The sequence below is a fragment of the Thiorhodovibrio winogradskyi genome (assembly GCF_036208045.1).
GTDB lineage: Bacteria > Pseudomonadota > Gammaproteobacteria > Chromatiales > Chromatiaceae > Thiorhodovibrio > Thiorhodovibrio winogradskyi.
In genome coordinates this window covers 1,391,088-1,407,628 of the sequence record NZ_CP121472.1, presented here as the reverse complement: position 1 = coordinate 1,407,628, position 16,541 = coordinate 1,391,088, and the positions used below count along the sequence as shown (strand labels likewise).

At 64.1% G+C, this 16,541-nt stretch carries 9 protein-coding genes; 6 read left to right on the top strand and 3 right to left on the bottom strand.

The window, feature by feature from the left end; genetic code table 11:
• Positions 1–17: 17 nt before the first annotated feature.
• Positions 18–2,624 carry a proton-conducting transporter transmembrane domain-containing protein gene (locus Thiowin_RS06395; RefSeq protein WP_328986906.1) on the top strand — a complete coding sequence of 869 codons (2,607 nt, stop codon included), beginning with the start codon at positions 18–20 and terminating at the stop codon, positions 2,622–2,624.
• A gap of 3 nt (positions 2,625–2,627) precedes the next feature.
• Here Thiowin_RS06395 and Thiowin_RS06390 read toward each other — a convergent pair whose 3' ends face one another.
• Together Thiowin_RS06390 and amrS are read right to left on the bottom strand one after the other, a co-directional pair.
• Entirely contained in the window at positions 2,628–3,533 is a 906-nt protein-coding gene (locus Thiowin_RS06390; protein WP_328986904.1) for a recombination-associated protein RdgC, read from the bottom strand.
• Positions 3,534–3,581: 48 nt separating this feature from the next.
• Entirely contained in the window at positions 3,582–4,670 is a 1,089-nt protein-coding gene (gene amrS / locus Thiowin_RS06385) for an AmmeMemoRadiSam system radical SAM enzyme (RefSeq protein ID WP_328986903.1), read from the bottom strand.
• A 196-nt stretch (positions 4,671–4,866) separates the two neighbouring features.
• Between amrS and amrB the strand changes: the two genes are divergently transcribed.
• From amrB to Thiowin_RS06370, 3 genes are read left to right on the top strand one after another with little or no spacing between them, the layout of a single operon-like run.
• Positions 4,867–5,706 carry an AmmeMemoRadiSam system protein B gene (amrB, locus tag Thiowin_RS06380; protein ID WP_328986902.1) on the top strand — a complete coding sequence of 280 codons (840 nt, stop codon included), beginning with the start codon at positions 4,867–4,869 and terminating at the stop codon, positions 5,704–5,706.
• 45 nt (positions 5,707–5,751) lie between these two features.
• Entirely contained in the window at positions 5,752–6,345 is a 594-nt protein-coding gene (amrA, locus tag Thiowin_RS06375; protein WP_328988019.1) for an AmmeMemoRadiSam system protein A, read from the top strand.
• Between the two features lie 42 nt (positions 6,346–6,387).
• Positions 6,388–7,701 (top strand): HlyC/CorC family transporter, encoded by a 1,314-nt coding sequence (locus Thiowin_RS06370; protein ID WP_328986901.1) that lies wholly within the window; start codon positions 6,388–6,390, stop codon positions 7,699–7,701.
• 6 nt (positions 7,702–7,707) lie between these two features.
• Here Thiowin_RS06370 and radA read toward each other — a convergent pair whose 3' ends face one another.
• A complete protein-coding gene (gene radA, locus Thiowin_RS06365; protein WP_328986900.1) occupies positions 7,708–9,111 on the bottom strand; it encodes a DNA repair protein RadA in 1,404 nt (467 codons plus the stop codon).
• A gap of 316 nt (positions 9,112–9,427) precedes the next feature.
• Here radA and Thiowin_RS06360 point away from each other — a divergent pair, with 316 nt between their 5' ends.
• The gene (locus Thiowin_RS06360; RefSeq protein WP_328986899.1) at positions 9,428–13,723 is read left to right on the top strand and encodes a response regulator; all 4,296 of its coding nucleotides are present in this window, start codon (positions 9,428–9,430) and stop codon (positions 13,721–13,723) included.
• A 135-nt stretch (positions 13,724–13,858) separates the two neighbouring features.
• The gene (locus Thiowin_RS06355) at positions 13,859–16,420 is read left to right on the top strand and encodes a two-component system response regulator (RefSeq protein ID WP_328986898.1); all 2,562 of its coding nucleotides are present in this window, start codon (positions 13,859–13,861) and stop codon (positions 16,418–16,420) included.
• Positions 16,421–16,541: the final 121 nt, after the last annotated feature.

Genomic DNA, 16,541 nt, shown 5'->3' with positions numbered 1-16,541 from the left:
GGCGACTGGACGCGCGCGTGGCCATCTCGGATTTGGACCTGGCGAGCGGCGACCCTGGCAGCGGTGACCATGAAACCGCCGCCTTCTCTTGCGAACTGGCACCGCGCCATGACGCTACTCGGGCGGTCGCCATGCTGAACGGCTTCTTGCTGCTCGTTGCCTGGCTCTGGCCGCTGCTGCTGGCCGGTCCGGCACTGGCGCGCCCCCTATGGTGGCTGCCGCCGCTGGGGGCGCTGCCAGCCCTCCTGATCGCCTTTGCCCTGCCGCCTGGGACCCGCTTTGAACTCCCCTGGTTGTTGCTCGGCACCCAGTTGGGTGTGGATGCCGCCGGTCGGATCTTTCTGATTTTTAGCGCCATTCTGTGGCTGGTTGCCGGGGTTTTCGCGGCCAGTCAGCGCTGGCGCGCCTTGGCGACAGCCGATGAGAATCGCGGCGGCGCGCGCTTCAGCGCCTTCTTTCTGCTCGCCATGGGCGGCAATTTCTGGCTCATCCTGGGGCTGGATCTGGTTAGCTTCTATGTTGGCTTCGCCATCATGGGGCTGGCATCCTACATTCTGGTGATTCACGACGGCACCCGGTCCGCGCTCCGTGCCGGCAAGGTCTATCTGATGCTGGCGCTGGTCGGCGAAGTGCTGCTGTTCGCCGCCCTGGCGATGATCGCCGCCGAGACCGGCACGGCGGCGCCCGAGCCGCGACAATTGGCCGTACTGAGCGATCTGACCATCGCTCTAGTCCTGTTGGGATTGAGCGTGAAAGCGGGCATTTTTCCGCTGCACCTGTGGCTGCCGCTGGCGCACCCGGCGGCCCCCATCGCCGCCAGCGCGGTGCTCAGTGGCGCCATGATCAAGGTCGCCCTGCTTGGCTGGCTGCGTTTCCTGCCAATCGGCGTGCTGGCGCTGCCGCACTGGGGCGCGGGACTTATCCTGCTGGGGCTCTTCACCCTTTTTTACGGCCTCGGTCTGGGCCTGCTGCAGCGCGATCTCAAAGTCATCCTGGCTTATTCGAGTATCAGCAAAATGGGTTTTTTGCTGGTATTGCTGGGGCTGGTGCTGTTACAGCCGGCGCTGGCGCCGGTCGGGGTGGCCGCCATCGCGCTCTACGCCGCTCACCATGGCCTGGTCAAGGGCGGGCTCTTCCTTGGCATCGGGCTGCGCAAGCATGCCGAGGCGATGCGCCAACCGCTCATTCTGGGCGGGCTTGGGTTCTTGGCGCTGGCCATGGCTGGCGCGCCCCTGACCACTGGCGCCCTGGCCAAGGATGCCACCAAGCCCCTGCTCGCTGGGCTGCCGCCGGGTTGGCTGGGCCTGGGGCCGTCGCTGGGATTGGCGCTGACAGTCTCCACCATGGTCACCACAGCCCTGATGGCGCGCCTGCTATGGCTGGCCAAGGGCACCCGCGCCCATCCCCTGGCCGGCGAGGGCGCCGCCGAGATTGCCTGGGCACTCTTGCTTCAGACCATCATCGTCCTGCCCTTCGCCTTGGCTGAACCCAAGGCCATGCTCGGCAATGGATTGCCGGTTGCACTGGGCCTCGGGCTGGTGGCCGCTGTTGCGTGGCTGGCCAGGCGCGGGCAGCGGCCGCTTGCTGGGCTGGCCACTGGATTGGCCGCTGGGCTGGTCGGTCGGGTACCGCCCGGCGATCTGCTGCAATGGCTGCTGCCTGTCTATCGGCTGTCGCGTCTGCTGGGCGTGCTGCTGTGGTTCCAGTGGCGAACCTGGGTTAGTGTTGGCACCACCTGGGCCTCGCGGATCCTGTGCCGTCCATTCGCCGGACCACCAGGCGACCCGGAGCGCGAACTGCGCGGCTGGCCGGTGGTGGGTGCGCTGTGGTTGGCTGTCGGGGCGGTGCTCCTGTCCTCACTGCTGTCTGAGCCCTTTACTCAGCCTATTGGGGCGGATCCCATTGGGGTCAGGACCGAACGCATGATGCCGACACAGGCACGGACAGACGCAGCCGAATTGGAGCCGCGACCTTTGGTGATTCGCCCCCTTGATGAGGCGGTGACCACAAGGACTCTGGCTGATCCTTGGGTCTCACCAAGGAGTACAGCAGGGGTGACTGCGGGGAAGACCGCGGAGTTTACAGCGCCTAGCGTACATTTAGACGCAGCGCCTCCGATAATGTCCACAGAGCGACGAGAACTCTCAGAAGTTAAGGCTGCGCAAGCTCAATCATCGGGCGAGGACGATCTGACCGGAAACGCAGAGCTTGCAGAGCAGCCCGTCGAATTGAACAGCGGCGCACCTAGAGCGCATGAGGCGACCGCAGGAGCCGAGACATCCCCTCCGGCTTGCCAGAGCGACGCGCCTTTCGTCTTCGTCCAGGCCAATGAACCCGATACATCCATCGCACTGATCCAGTGCCTGGCCGACGGTCAGGGCGGTTTTCAGCCACTCGCCGAGCCCGAACTCAGCAACAGGCTGGTCTTGCTGCTGCAGCGCAATCTTCAATGGCTGGGTTACGGGCCCGAGATTGCCGATGGCATGATCGGCCCCGCCACCCGCGATGCCATTCGCGCTTTCCAGGAGTCCCGGGGGCTGCGTTCAACCGGGGGAATCAGCTTCCGCCTGCTGCGGGTCATGCAGACTGAGATCGCACGGCGACAGGCGGCTGATGCTGGCTGATGCTCAAGTCGGCTCGGCCGGTGCGAACTCAGCACTTAGTGCCGCAAGCAGGGCACGCAGCTCGCCGGCCATGATGATGAACTCAGCATCCAGGCGGACCTGTTCATCCTCGGCATCCCCCTCCAGTGCGTCGTCGATCAACTCGTCGCTGAATTGCAGTCGCTTGAGCGCCAGATCCTCGCTCAACACAAAGGACAGGCGCTCGTTCCAGGTCAGCCCCAGGGCCACTACCCGCTTGCCCGAGTCCAGATGTGCCTTGATCTCCGGACTGGTCAAATCCTGCCCGCGACAGCGCACCACGCCACGGCTGTCGCCGGGGTCGCGCAGCTCGCACTGATCCTCGATATCGAAACCGCTGGGGGCCGCGTCGGTGGCGACCCAGGTGTTCAGGCGCTCGTCCACGGCGGTGGTCGCGCGCAGCGGCTTGACCGGCAGGGAGCCAAGACTTTCTCGCAGCAGGCTGACCAGTTCCTCGGCCAGTTTGTCGCTGGAGGCATCCACCACCAGCCAGCCGGCGGCCGGGTCGATGTAGGCGCGCAGCAGGCGCGAGCGGGTGAAGGCACGCGGCAGCATCTCGGTCAGCAGTTCCTCGCGCAACCGGCTGCGCTCCCGTCGGCCGACATCGCGCGATTCGCCCTGCTCGATTTCCGCGACCTTCTCCGCCACCGCCTCGGTCACCACCGAGGCGGGCAGCAAGCGTTCCTGACGGCGCGCGGCGATCAGCAGGCAACCGCCGGCCTGATGCGCGAGCGTCTCGGCGCTGGGCCCCAAGGGCGACGCCCAACCAAGCGTGGCGGTCTCGAGCGGCCCACAAGGCCGAAAGGCATGCGCGCTCAGGCGCTCATGCAGTTGTACCTGATCGAAAGCGATGCCGCCTTCGAGGCGAAAGACCTTGGCATTCCTGAACACGAGTTCTCCTTGGAAAGAGCGAAAAGGGACGCATTATGCGCGGCCCGCTTAGGGATGCAAGCCCAGAGGCTGCCTGCGCGCACCCCAGTCACCTGGAGTCGCCTCGAAGACACCAGCGCAAGGAGTGCCGCATGCACGGCAAGTGCCGCCTGGACTCAGTGCCCAGGTGCCGAGCTGGTACCAGTCGCGCTCGATCAGCAGCGCGTCGCAGCCACTGCACCAGGTACTAGCGCCAGCTCGATCATGCACATTGCCGGTGTAAACATAATGCAGTCCATGGTCGCGGGCAATCTGGCGCGCGCGCGTCAGGGTCGCCGCTGGCGTCGGCGGCAGCTGGCGCAGTTTGAAGTCAGGATGAAAAGCGGAAAAATGTAGCGGCACATCGCGGCCGAGATGCTCGCGGATCCAGGCGCACAGGGCGGTGAGTTCGGCATTGCTGTCATTGAGACCGGGAATCAGCAAGGTGGTGATTTCCACCCAGATGGTGCTTTCCTGCTTGAGGTACTCCAAGGTCTCGAGGACCGGGCCAAGCTGGCCGCCGCAGTGCTGGCGATAGAAGTCCTCGCTGAAGGCTTTCAGGTCAATGTTCGCCGCGTCCATGTCGGCAAAAAAGCGCTCGCGCGCGCCTGGGCTGATATAGCCCGCGGTAACAGCGACGTTTTTCACCCCCAGCGCATGGCAGGCTTGCGCGGTATCGCAGGCGTATTCGAGAAAAATCACCGGGTCGTTGTAGGTGTAGGCCACCGAGCGGGCGCCGTGGCTGTGGGCCGCCCGGGCGATTTGCTCCGGACTGGCCTCGGTGGCAAGGGTGTCGGCGGCGCGTGATTTACTGATGTCCCAGTTCTGACAATAATCGCAGGTCAGGTTGCAACCGGCGGTGCCAAAGGACAACACCGGGGTGCCGGGCAGGAAGTGATGCAGCGGCTTTTTTTCGATCGGGTCGATGCAAAAACCGCTCGAGCGCCCATAGGTCAGCAATTCCACCCGGCCATGCCTGGCGCCGCGCACAAAGCACAGCCCGCGCTGGCCCTCGCGCAGTCGACAGGCGCGCGGGCAGAGATCGCACTGCAGGCGACCATCCCCGAGCGGATGGCAGAAGCTCGGATAGCTGATGTCAGTATTGGTATCAGGGTTCACGGTTGAGGACTTTGTCGGTGTCGGCATGGCACTCGGGTGATAGCTGGTGGATCTTGTCCCTTGGGCGCAACCGGGCTGGAGGTGGTTCCGCTCTCTCCTGAATCACAACCATCGTCTAAACTATGAAATGCCGTCACGGATTTCAGCATCCCTCTGGCATTTTCCTGGCATTTGACCAGCATCGGGAGCATTTTGCATGAGGAATCTTCGCCACGCCTGCGTTGCCGGCACCTTTTATCCGGCCGAGCCATCCCGCCTGCGCGCCGAGATCGACGCCTGCTTCGCGCAGCGCGCGCGCGCCACCCCCGCCAGCACGGCTGGGCGGACCGACAAGCGCGTCAAGGCGCTCATTGTGCCCCATGCGGGCTACCTCTACTCCGGTCCGGTGGCGGCCAGCGCCTATGCCAGTCTGGAGTCCCAAGCGGACCAGATCCACCGCGTGGTGCTGTTAGGCCCCGCGCACCGAATGCCATTTAAGGGGCTTGCCCTCAGTGCCGCCGATGCCTGGGAGACACCCCTGGGTTCGGTGCCCGTGGCGCGCTCGGTCTGCAAGGAGTTGCTGGCTTTTGCGCAAGTGCGGGAATTGGACACGGCCTTTGACGGCGAGCATAGCCTGGAAGTGCAACTGCCATTTTTGCAACACTTGCTCGGGAATTTCGACTTGGTTCCACTGCTGGTGGGCGCGGCCAGCCCCACCGAGGTGGTCGAGGTGCTGGAGTCGCTCTGGGGCGGCGCCGAGACTCTGATTGTGATCAGCTCCGATCTCAGCCATTTTCTCGACGATGCCAGCGCGCGAGCGCTCGATGCCCAAACAGCCACAGCCATTTTACGCCTGGAGCCTGATTTGATTGGCCCCGAGCAGGCCTGCGGGCGCTATCCACTGCGCGGATTGCTTACCATGGCCCAGGAGCGCGGACTTAAGCCTGAGCAACTCGATTTGCGCAATTCCAGTCAAACCGCAGGAACGCCTGATCGGGTGGTAGGCTATGGGGCTTATGCCTTCCACGAATCGCCTGATTCCGGCTGCCACAAATGATCAAACCAGAGGATATAAGCCTTGCGTCAGGATAACAGCCAAGACATGCCGTCCCTGTCTGGCGAAGCCGGTGGCTTGCTCGCCGCCGCGGACCGCCAGCGCCTGCTGGCCATCGCGCGCGCAGCCATCGCCGAGGGGCTTGGCGACGGGCGCGCGGCGGGCGTCGATCCCGCCGCGGAGAGCCCCACCCTGCAAGCACCGGGCGCGGCCTTCGTGACGCTCGAGCTGCAGGGTCAGTTGCGCGGCTGCATTGGCAGTCTGGAGCCGCGTGGGTCGCGCAGCCTGGCGGCCGATGTGCGCGAGAATGCCCAGGCGGCGGCTTTTCGCGATCCGCGCTTTCCGCCACTCCAACAGCATGAGCTGGCGCCTTTGCACATCAGCATCTCGGTCATCGGCCCGCGCGAGCCCCTTGCCTGCGCGAGCGAGAGCGACCTGCTCGCGGCCTTGAGCCCTGGCGTCGACGGCCTGATTCTCGAAGCCGGCACGCGGCGAGGCACTTTTCTGCCCTCGGTGTGGGAACAACTCCCGCGCCCGGCGGATTTTCTGCGCCATCTCAAACGCAAGGCAGGCTTGGCGGACAACGAATGGCCCCAGCATCTGCAAGCCTGGTGCTATCGCACGCAATACTTTGGCGAGTGACCTCAAAAAAACGCCCCGCCTCAGACCTAAGCCCAAACAATCGTGAATGAACTCCCGCTGGCCGGACTCTTTCTGGCGCTGATCGGCCTGCTGATGTTGTCAGCCTTTTTCTCCGGCTCGGAGACGGCGCTGATGACCCTGAACCGCTACCGGCTGCGCCATCAGGCCGATCAGGGCCATCCTGGCGCCCAACGCGCGCAGCGTCTGCTCGAGCGGCCCGATCGCCTGATTGGCCTGATTCTGCTCGGCAATAATTTTGTCAATATCCTGGCGTCATCGCTGGCGACCGTGATTGCCTTGCGCCTCGGCGGCGAGGGCGCCATCGCCATCGCGGCGGGTCTGTTGACACTGGTGATTCTGGTGTTTTCCGAGGTGAGCCCCAAGACGCTCGCCGCGCTGCACCCGGAACGCCTGGCCTATCCAGCGGCCTTTGTCTATGTGCCCCTGCTGCGGTTGCTCTACCCCATCGTCTGGCTGGTCAATCTCATCGCCAACGGCCTGCTGCAACTGCTTGGCGTGCGCCCGGATGAACACAATGGTCATGCCCTGAGCCAGGAAGAACTGCGCACCGTGGTCACCGAGGCCGGCGCCATGATCCCCGAGCGCAGCCGCGACATGCTGCTGGCGATTTTGAACCTGGAACAGGCCACGGTGGAAGACATCATGGTGCCGCGCCACGAGGTGGAAGGCATTGACCTGCGCGATGACGAGGAGGACATCCTCAACACCATCAAGCGGTCAAGCTATGCACGCCTACCGTTGTTCGACGGCAGCATCGACAATGTGGTTGGTATTTTTCACGCCCGCAGCGCGCTTGGCGGACTGCCAGAACGCGATCAGCTCAAGGAGGGGCTGCGCGGGTTGGCGCGCAAGCCCTATTTTGTCCCCGAGGGCACCAGATTGTATCAGCAGCTGATCAACTTTCAACGAAAAAAGGAGCGCATTGCGCTGATTGTTGACGAGTATGGCGATTTTCAGGGCATGATCACCCTGGCTGACCTGGTCGAGGAAATCGTCGGCGAGATCACCACGGACCCCTCGGACTCCTTCCCCGACATCCACCGCAACGAGGACGGCAGTCTGTTGCTCGACGGTGGCATCAGCGTGCGTGAACTCAACCGCGCGTTGAGTTGGGAGTTGCCAACCGATGGCCCCAAGACGCTAAACGGGTTGATTCTGGAGTACATGGAAACCATCCCCGAGCCCGGCACCAGCCTGAAATTGCAAGGGTATCCGCTAGAAATCCTGCAGGCTGACGACACGGCGGTGAAGACGGTGAAAACCATTGTAGCGGAACAACAGGAACCCGACGCAGCCAAGATGGGAACGCCGGATCAGCCCGCCCAGCCTGTCTAGCCAGCGTCAGACCGCGTCCAACGCTTCGCGCAGGCTGTTCACCGCGCGAATCTCCACCCCCTCCAGGCCGCCCTTGGGCGCATTGGCCGCGGGGATAATGGCCTGGCGCATGCCATGCTTGACCGCCTCGCGCAGGCGCTCCAGACCATTGGGCACCGGGCGGATCTCTCCGGCCAGGCCAATTTCGCCAAAAACAGCCAAGTCGAGCGGCAATGCGCGGTCGCGATAGCTCGAGAGCACCGCCAGCACCAGCGCCAGATCGGCGGCGGTCTCGGTGACGCGCACGCCGCCGACCACATTGGCGAAGACATCCTGGTTGAACAGCGGCACCCCGCCATGGCGATGCAGCACCGCGAGCAACATGGCCAGGCGGTTGTGATCCAGCCCCAGGGTGACCCGGCGTGGATTGGCCAGGGGACTTTCATCCACCAGCGCCTGCACCTCGACCAACAGCGGGCGGGTACCCTCGCGGGTGACCAACACCACGGAGCCCGGTACCGGCTCGGCTTGGCGGGCGAGGAAGATCGCCGAGGGATTCTTCACCTGCCGCAAACCACGTTCGGTCATAGCGAAAACGCCCAGTTCATTGACGGCGCCAAAGCGATTCTTGACCGCCCGTACCAGCCGATGGGTGCCGCTTGGCCCGCCCTCGAAGTACAGCACTGTATCGACCATGTGCTCCAGCACCCGGGGACCGGCCAGGGCGCCTTCCTTGGTGACATGGCCCACCAAGAACACCGTGGTGCCGGTCTGCTTGGCAAAGCGCACCAGTTGGGCCGCGCTCTCGCGCACCTGGGACACGGATCCCGGCGCCGAGGACATCCCCTCGGTGAAGAGCGTTTGGATGGAGTCGATCACCAGTACTCCTGGCCGCTCCCGCTCCACGGTGGCGAGAATGCGCTCGACACTGGTCTCGGCCAGCAGGCGGATGGCCTCGCGTGGCAAGGACAGGCGCAGTGCGCGCAGGCTGACTTGCTCGGGCGACTCCTCACCCGTCACATAAAGCACCGGATGACGGCGTCCGGGTGCCTTGGCCTGTCCCCAGCTCACGCCGATGGCGGCGCAGGCTTGCAACAGCAGCGTGGACTTGCCAATACCCGGATCACCGCCGAGCAACACCACCGAGCCCGCCACCAGTCCCCCGCCCAGCACCCGGTCGAGTTCGCCAATGCCGCAGGGCGAGCGGGTTTCGACCTCGGGAGCCAGCTCCGCCAGATCCTGCACCAGCCCAGCCGTGGCCGCGCCAGCATAGCCCTGACCGGCAGGTGGAGGCAGCGGACGATGATGCTCCTCGATTTGATTCCAGACACCGCAATCCGGGCACTGCCCTGCCCATTTTGGCAGTTCGGCGCCACAGGCGGCACAGACAAAGAGGGTCTTGGACTTTTTTGGATTCGCGAGCGCGGACATGACGAACGATTGGGGGGCCTTGTTGGTGTCGAGTGGTTGCACACGAATAACAAAACCTCAGTCTACCACCAGCAAACATCATTGGCTCCACGCAGCAGACTGACCGGCAAGCGACATCTTGTTGCGCAAAATCGGATCGTCGCTGGACTGAAAACTCATCGTCATCACCGCTGCCGCCATCGTTTCCCAAACGGCTGTAACCGTCTAGAATCACTCTCGACCACCCAAGTTGCCGCGCAACAGCAGATGCATTGGCCGGGCAGATGACGTCGCAAAAGCCTGAAGGTTAACTGTGAAGGGACCACTCGCTACCGGAATGTTTCGTCATCTGACCGCACTGAATCTGGTGCTCACCCTGCTGGGGGGAATACTCCTTGTTCTGGCCAGTAGCACCCTCTGGTCGTCCGCGCTATCGGATAACCCTATTCGCGTCGGCCTCTACGAGAATCCGCCAAAAATTTTCACCGATAGCCATGGCCGCCCGGCCGGGCTGTTCGTGGAGCTGCTCGACGCCATCGCGCGCGCCGAGGGCTGGCGACTGGACTACCAAGCCTGCGAATGGCGGGACTGCCTGGTACAACTCGAGACTGGCAAGCTCGATTTAATGCCGGATGTAGCCTTTTCCGGCGAGCGTGCGGTTCGCTTCAATTTTAACGAGCTTTCTGTGGCCAGTAGCTGGTCTCAAGTGTACAGTTCGCAAAATCTGCGCGTGCATACCCTGTCCGACTTGGCCGGACATCGTATCGCGATACTAAGCGGCGGGGTGCAACAGGAATTTTTCGACCGCCTGATGCGCACCAGCGGACTGAGCTATGAGCCAATCCCGGTCGCTTCCCTGGAGGACGGCTATGCCGCCGTGGTCGAGGGCGCGGCCGATGCGGTCATTACCAACAGCTTTTATGCCGCGCGCAATACCCAGCGCTATCGCTTGCGCGAGACGCCCATTCTGTTCCTGCCAGCCAATCTTTATTTCGCCACCGGCCGAGCCGAGAGCGCGAAGACCGAGGCAACAGCACTGCTGGCGGTGATCGACCGTCATCTGCTGCGGTGGCGCCAGGATCCGGACTCGATCTACTTTCGCGCCCTGCGCCGTGCCATGGGACCAGCACCGGAGATTCGCGCACCTGTGTGGATCTGGCGTGCCTTGGGGGCACTGGGCGCGGCCCTGTTGCTGGCGCTCGCCCTGGCCTTTTTGCTGCGTTGGCAGGTGAACCGCCGCACCCGCGATCTGCTCGCCGCCTCGCGCGAGCTGGAACGCCAGCGCGGCGATTTCGAACGCCTTGCCAGCGAACGCGGGGGCGAGTTGCAGGCGCTGTTTGATGCCGCCAATGTCGGCATTGTGCTCATTTCCGAGCGTGTCATCCAGCGCAATAATCGCCGTCTTGATGAGCTATTTGGCTACGCGCCCGGCGAGCAAGTTGGACAATCAACGCGCATCTGGTATCTGGATGACGACCAGTTTCAGCAGGAGGGCGCGGCCATTTACGCTGCCCTGGCACGCGGAGAAACGGCTCCGCGCGACCTCCAAATGCTGCGCAAGACGGGCCAGACGTTCTGGGCACGGCTGTACGGGCGCGCGCTTAACCCGGCCCAGCCGCTGGACGGCATGGTGGGCATTGTTGAAGACATCACCGATGAGCACGAGGCCGCCGAGGCGCTGCGCCTGGCCCACGAGGAACAGGAAGCCATTCTCGCCACCGCCAGCGTCGGCATTGTGCTGATGAAAAACCGCGTGATGGTGCGCTGTAACCGCCGGCTCGAGGAAATGCTCGGCTATGCGCAAGGCGAGCTGCTCGACCGGAGCACCCGGATGCTCTACGCGGATGACGAGACCTGGGAGCGCATCGGCCGCGAAGCCTACCTTCCAGTGTGGCGCGGCGAGACCGATGTGCGCGAGCAGATTCTGGTGCGCAAGGACGGCAGCCAACTCTGGGCGCGACTGTCGGCCCGGGCGGTGAATCCCCAGGATAGGACCAAGGGCGCGGTGTCCATTGTGCAAGACATCGGCCCGGAGCGCGCGCTCCTGGCTGAAATGCAACGCGCCCGCGCGCTGGCCGAGGAGGCCGCGCGCGCCAAGTCGGAGTTTCTCGCCAACATGAGCCACGAAATCCGCACGCCCATGAATGCCATTCTCGGCATGCAATATCTGGCGCTCAAACAAAACCTGCCGACCGGTGTGCGCTATCACCTGGAAAAAGCCCAGGGCGCGGCCCACGCGCTGCTCGGGCTGTTGAACGATATTCTGGATTTCTCCAAGATCGAGGCCGGTAAGATCGCGCTCGAGGAGGTCGAATTTGGCCTCGATACCCTGCTTGAGCGCCTGACCGATGCCGTGGGCTACCAAGCCGAGCACAAAGGTATCGAATTTCTGATTCGCCATGATGCCGCCATCCCGCCAGTGCTGATCGGCGATCCGCTGCGCCTGGGCCAGGTGCTGCTCAACCTGTGCGGCAATGCCGTCAAATTCACCGAGGATGGCGAGGTGGAATTGGCTTTTCACGCCCTGCGCACGGGCAAGTCGCGCATCGACATCCAGGTGTGCGTGCGCGATTCCGGCATCGGCATGACGCCCGAGGTCCAGGCCCATCTGTTCGAGCAATTCGAGCAGGGCGACCCGTCCACCACCCGGCGCTTCGGCGGCTCCGGGCTGGGGCTGGCCATCAGCAAACGCCTGGTGGAGCTGATGGGTGGGCGTTTGTGGGTGGAGGATTCTCAACCCGGACGCGGAGCCACGCTTTGCTTTACCGCCCGACTGCGCCCAGCCACTGACTCACTCAAGCGCCGCCAGGCGCTGCTTGAACGCGCGGTACCCTATCTCAGCGGCATCCGCGTGCTGGTGGTGGATGACAATGCCGCCGCGCGTGATATTCTGCTCGAAATTCTGGCGCGTATTCCGGTCGCCGCCCAAGGCCTGGCCAGCGGCCAGCAAGCACTGAACGTCCTGGTCGGCGCCGACCCGCCTTATGACCTGGTGCTCATGGACTGGCGCATGCCCGGCATGAATGGCGACGAGGCCGCTCAGCGCATTGCCTGCGAACTCGCCCCCGAGCGCCGGCCCAAGGTGGTGATGGTCACCGCCTATGGGCGCGAGGATGTCATCCGCCTGGCCGAGCGCGCCGGCGTGCATGGTTTTCTGATCAAACCCGTCTCGCCCTCCACCCTGCTCGATACCCTCTTGTCGGTGCTGGGCCATCAGCGCCTGCTAGGCTCCGCGCAAAGGCCCGCCGGCAGCGGGGCCGAAAGTCTTCCCGGACCGGCCAATCCACAAGCCAATTCCCAGCCCAGTCCCCAGATCAATCCCCATAGGCACGCGCTGGCCGGCGCGCGCATCCTGCTGGTGGAAGATAACGACATCAATCGGGAATTCGCCAGCGAGCTGCTGCGTGGCGAGGGATTGCTGGTCGATGAAGCCGAGAACGGCGCCGAGGCCCTGGCCAACATCAGCGCGCGCGATTACGACGCCGTGCTGATGGATATTCAAATGCCTGTAATGGACGGTCTGGAAGCCTGCACCCAAGTGCGCGCCCTGGCCGAGCGCGATGGCGATGAGCGCCTGGCGCGACTGCCCATCATCGCCATGACCGCGCTGGCCATGACGCGCGACATTGAACGCGCCACGGCCGCCGGCATGAACGACCATGTCGCCAAGCCGGTGGTGCCGGATCATCTGTTCGCGGTGCTAACGCGCTGGGTCGGCGCTGGGGCAGCGGGGGAGCCAGCACCACCCGGCGGGGAACCTGGCTCTTTGCCTAGGGCGCCCTCGGTCGGCCAACTCCTGGGACAAGCAGCCAGGCAAGAGCATCGGCCCGAGCTGCCAACCGACCTGGCCGCGCTCAAGAGTCTCGACGCCGCCGCCGGCTTGCGCCGCATCGGCGGGCGCGCCGATGCCTACCGACGCCAGTTGCGCCGTTTTCGCGAACATTATTCCGACGCGGCCGATCGGCTCCAGCGACTCTCGGCCAGGGCGGACCAGAAGTCCAACCCGGAGTCCAACCAGCAGTCCAACCAGCAGTCCAACCAGCAGTCCAACCAGCAGTCCAACCAGCAGTCCAACCAGCAGTCCAAACAGCAGTCCAACCAGGAGTCCAACCAGGTGGCCGAGCATTATTGCCACAGCCTCAAGGGCTTGACCGGGACGCTGGGCGCCACGGCACTGTTCGAGGAAGTCTCCGCGCTTGACGCGGAACTCAAAGCCGGGCAATCCCTGGACGCGACCCGCCTGGAACCCATGCGCGCCAGGCTCTCGGAGGTGCTGCAAGACATCGACAGCCTTGGCCGGCCGGTGTCATCCTTGACGGCTGTCAACGGGCACGGCAGCGGCGCCAGCGCGGACAAAGGCACCAGAACTGGCAATGACACAGGTACTGGCACTGGCACAGAAACCGACACTGGCCAGAGAGCCGGAGACGCGGATCTTGCCCCCTTGCTGGATGCACTGGAGCACAGCCTGCAGTCAGACCTGGGCGCGGTTGAACCCCTGCTGGTCCGTGTGCATGCGATAGCCGATACAGATGCACGCCAGAGGCTTGTGGCCATCGCCGAGGCGCTCGAGATTTTCGACATCGACAGCGCCCGCGCGCAACTCGCCGCGTTGCGCGCGGGTCAGTCCTGACAGCCGGACTCCTTGACTCGCGCGCGCATTTGCCGCGCGAATTTGCCAAGCATTGCTGGCATAATCTTGTGCATGCCGCTTCTCTCCTTATGGTCCAAAGGAACCGCAACAAGCAGCAATAGGCACGAACCACAGATGACGCCTCCCAATCCGGACCGCCCACGCATTCTGATCGTCGACGACGTGCATGAAAATCTCCATGCGCTCATGCAACTGCTGCGCGAGGACTATGCCATTCTCGCCGCCACCAATGGCGCCAAAGCGCTTGATCTGGCGGCTGGCGAGCCCCGCCCCGACCTGATTCTGCTGGATGTGAAAATGCCCGGCATGGACGGGTATTCGGTGCTGGCCAGACTCAAGTCCGATCCCGCCACCGCCGAGATTCCGGTGATTTTCGTCACAGCCTTGTCATCGCCGGGCGACGAGACACGCGGCCTACAACTCGGGGTGGCCGATTACATCACCAAGCCGGTGGACCCGGAGTTACTCCATCTACGCGTGCGCACCCAGCTTGAGCTTGGCCGCTATCGGCGCGCCAATGCGCTGCCGCTTAGCGCGCAACCCGAGCGCCCACCCAGCCTGCTGCTGGTCGACGACATCCCCGAGAATCTGCACGAGCTACTCGAAACCCTGAAACACGACTACCGCATCCGCGTCGCCAGTAGCGGCCCCAAGGCGCTGGAGATCGTCTCCGGTCCCGAACCGCCGGATCTGATTTTGCTCGACATCGTCATGCCCGGCATGGACGGCTACGAAGTTTGCCAGCGCATCAAGGCACTGCCGCGCGGCAGGCGAATTCCGGTGATCTTTGTCACTGTGGTCGACGCCAGTGCCGAGAAGGTGCGCGGCTTCGAGGCCGGGGCAGCTGATTATTTAACCAAACCGCTCGACATCGACGAGGTGCGCGCGCGAGTGCGCACCCATCTGGAGCTGGCGCGGCTGCGCGCGGCGCTGGAGGATCAGGTCACCGAGCGCACCGCGCTGCTGCGCCAGAGCGAGCAGAAATACCGCATTCTGGCGGACTACTCGCCAAACTGGGAATACTGGCTGGCACCCGATGGTGGCTACCTCTATGTCTCCCCTGCCTGTCAGGATGTCACCGGCCACCCACCGGCGGATTTTTTTACCGACCCCGAGTTGATGACAGGCCTGATTCACCCCGATGATCGCCCGCGCTGGCTCAAGCATGTGCCGGATGTCGCGGATGCCGATCCCGAGCCACTGCGTCTGCGCCTGCGCGCGCGCGATGGCGGCGAACGCTGGATCGAGCACTATTGCAAGCCGGTATTCGACGAGGATGGGCGTTTTCTCGGTCGGCGCGGCTCCAACGCCGATGTAACCGAACGCCATCACGCCGAACAACGTGCCGATGATCTCGCCCACCGCGATCCCCTGACGGGGCTGCCCAACCGCACCCTGTTCGCCGAACTGCTCGAGCATGCCATCGGCCAGGCACGCCACGGGCGCGGGCGCTTCGCGCTGCTGCTGGTGGATATTGACCGCTTCAAGACCATCAACGAGAGTCTGGGCCACAGTCTTGGCGACCAACTACTGGCCACCATTGCCAAACGTCTGATTGAACAGGGCCCCGAGGCCGAGGCCATCGCGCGCATTGGCAGCGACGAGTTCACCATGATCATTGAGCTGCCGGCGACCGAGCCCTCGGGTATCGATCTCTTTGCCCAGCGATTGCTCGACAGCCTGTGTCGACCCTGCACGCTGAGCGGCCAAGATGTCTACACCAGCGCCAGCATCGGCATCGCGCTTTACCCGACCGATGGCGCGGATACCGAGACCCTGCTCCGCCATGCCAACGCCGCCCTGCATGGCGCCAAGGATCGCGGACGCAATCAGATGCGTTTCTTCGCGCGCGAGCTGTCGCATCGCGCACGCGAGCGCCTGCAACTGGAGGCCGACCTGCGCCGCGGCATCGACCAGAACCAGCTGTGCCTGCACTACCAGCCCCAGGTTGATGCCCAAAGTCGCACCCTGACCGGCCTGGAAGCCCTGGTGCGCTGGAAACACCCCGAACAGGGCATGATCTCCCCCGGTGAGTTCATCCCCATCGCCGAGGAAAGCGGGCTGATCGTGCAGCTCGGCGACTGGGTGCTGCGCGCGGCCTGCCACCAGATGGCCAGCTGGCGCGCCGCCGGGCTCAGGCCGCCGCGCACCGCGGTCAATGTCTCGGCAGTGCAACTCAGCCATGGCCAGCTCACCCAAAGGGTTGCCGATGCACTCGCCGCCAGCACCCTGCCAGCCGAGTATCTGGAATTGGAAATCACCGAAAGCTTTCTGATGCGCGACCAGGAGCGCGCCCAGCAAACCCTGGCCGAACTGCGCGAGCTTGGGGTGCGGCTGTCCATCGATGACTTCGGCACCGGCTACTCATCGCTCGCCTACCTGCAGAAGCTGCGGGTACACAAGCTCAAAATCGACCTGTCCTTCGTGCGCGACATGACCAGCAACCAGGCCAATGCCGCCATCGTCAAGGCCATCATCGCCCTGGGCCACAGCCTGGGACTCGAGGTTCTGGCCGAGGGCGTTGAGCAGGAGGATCAGGCCGAGGAACTGCGCGCCCAGGGGTGCGACCTCATCCAGGGCTATCTGATCGCCCGCCCGCTGCCTGTGGCGCGGCTTCACAACTGGCTGGTCAGCTCCACGCCCCTCGCGCACGACCCTAGCATCCGCGCCAGTTGATAGTGATTCTTGATACGCTTCGCGACAGGGCGTAGCATGCGGCCTGTGGTTGAACCCTTTTGTTCCCATCAAACTTGTTCGCATCAAACAGGGGCAGCCTCTACTATCCTGTCGTTGCCCT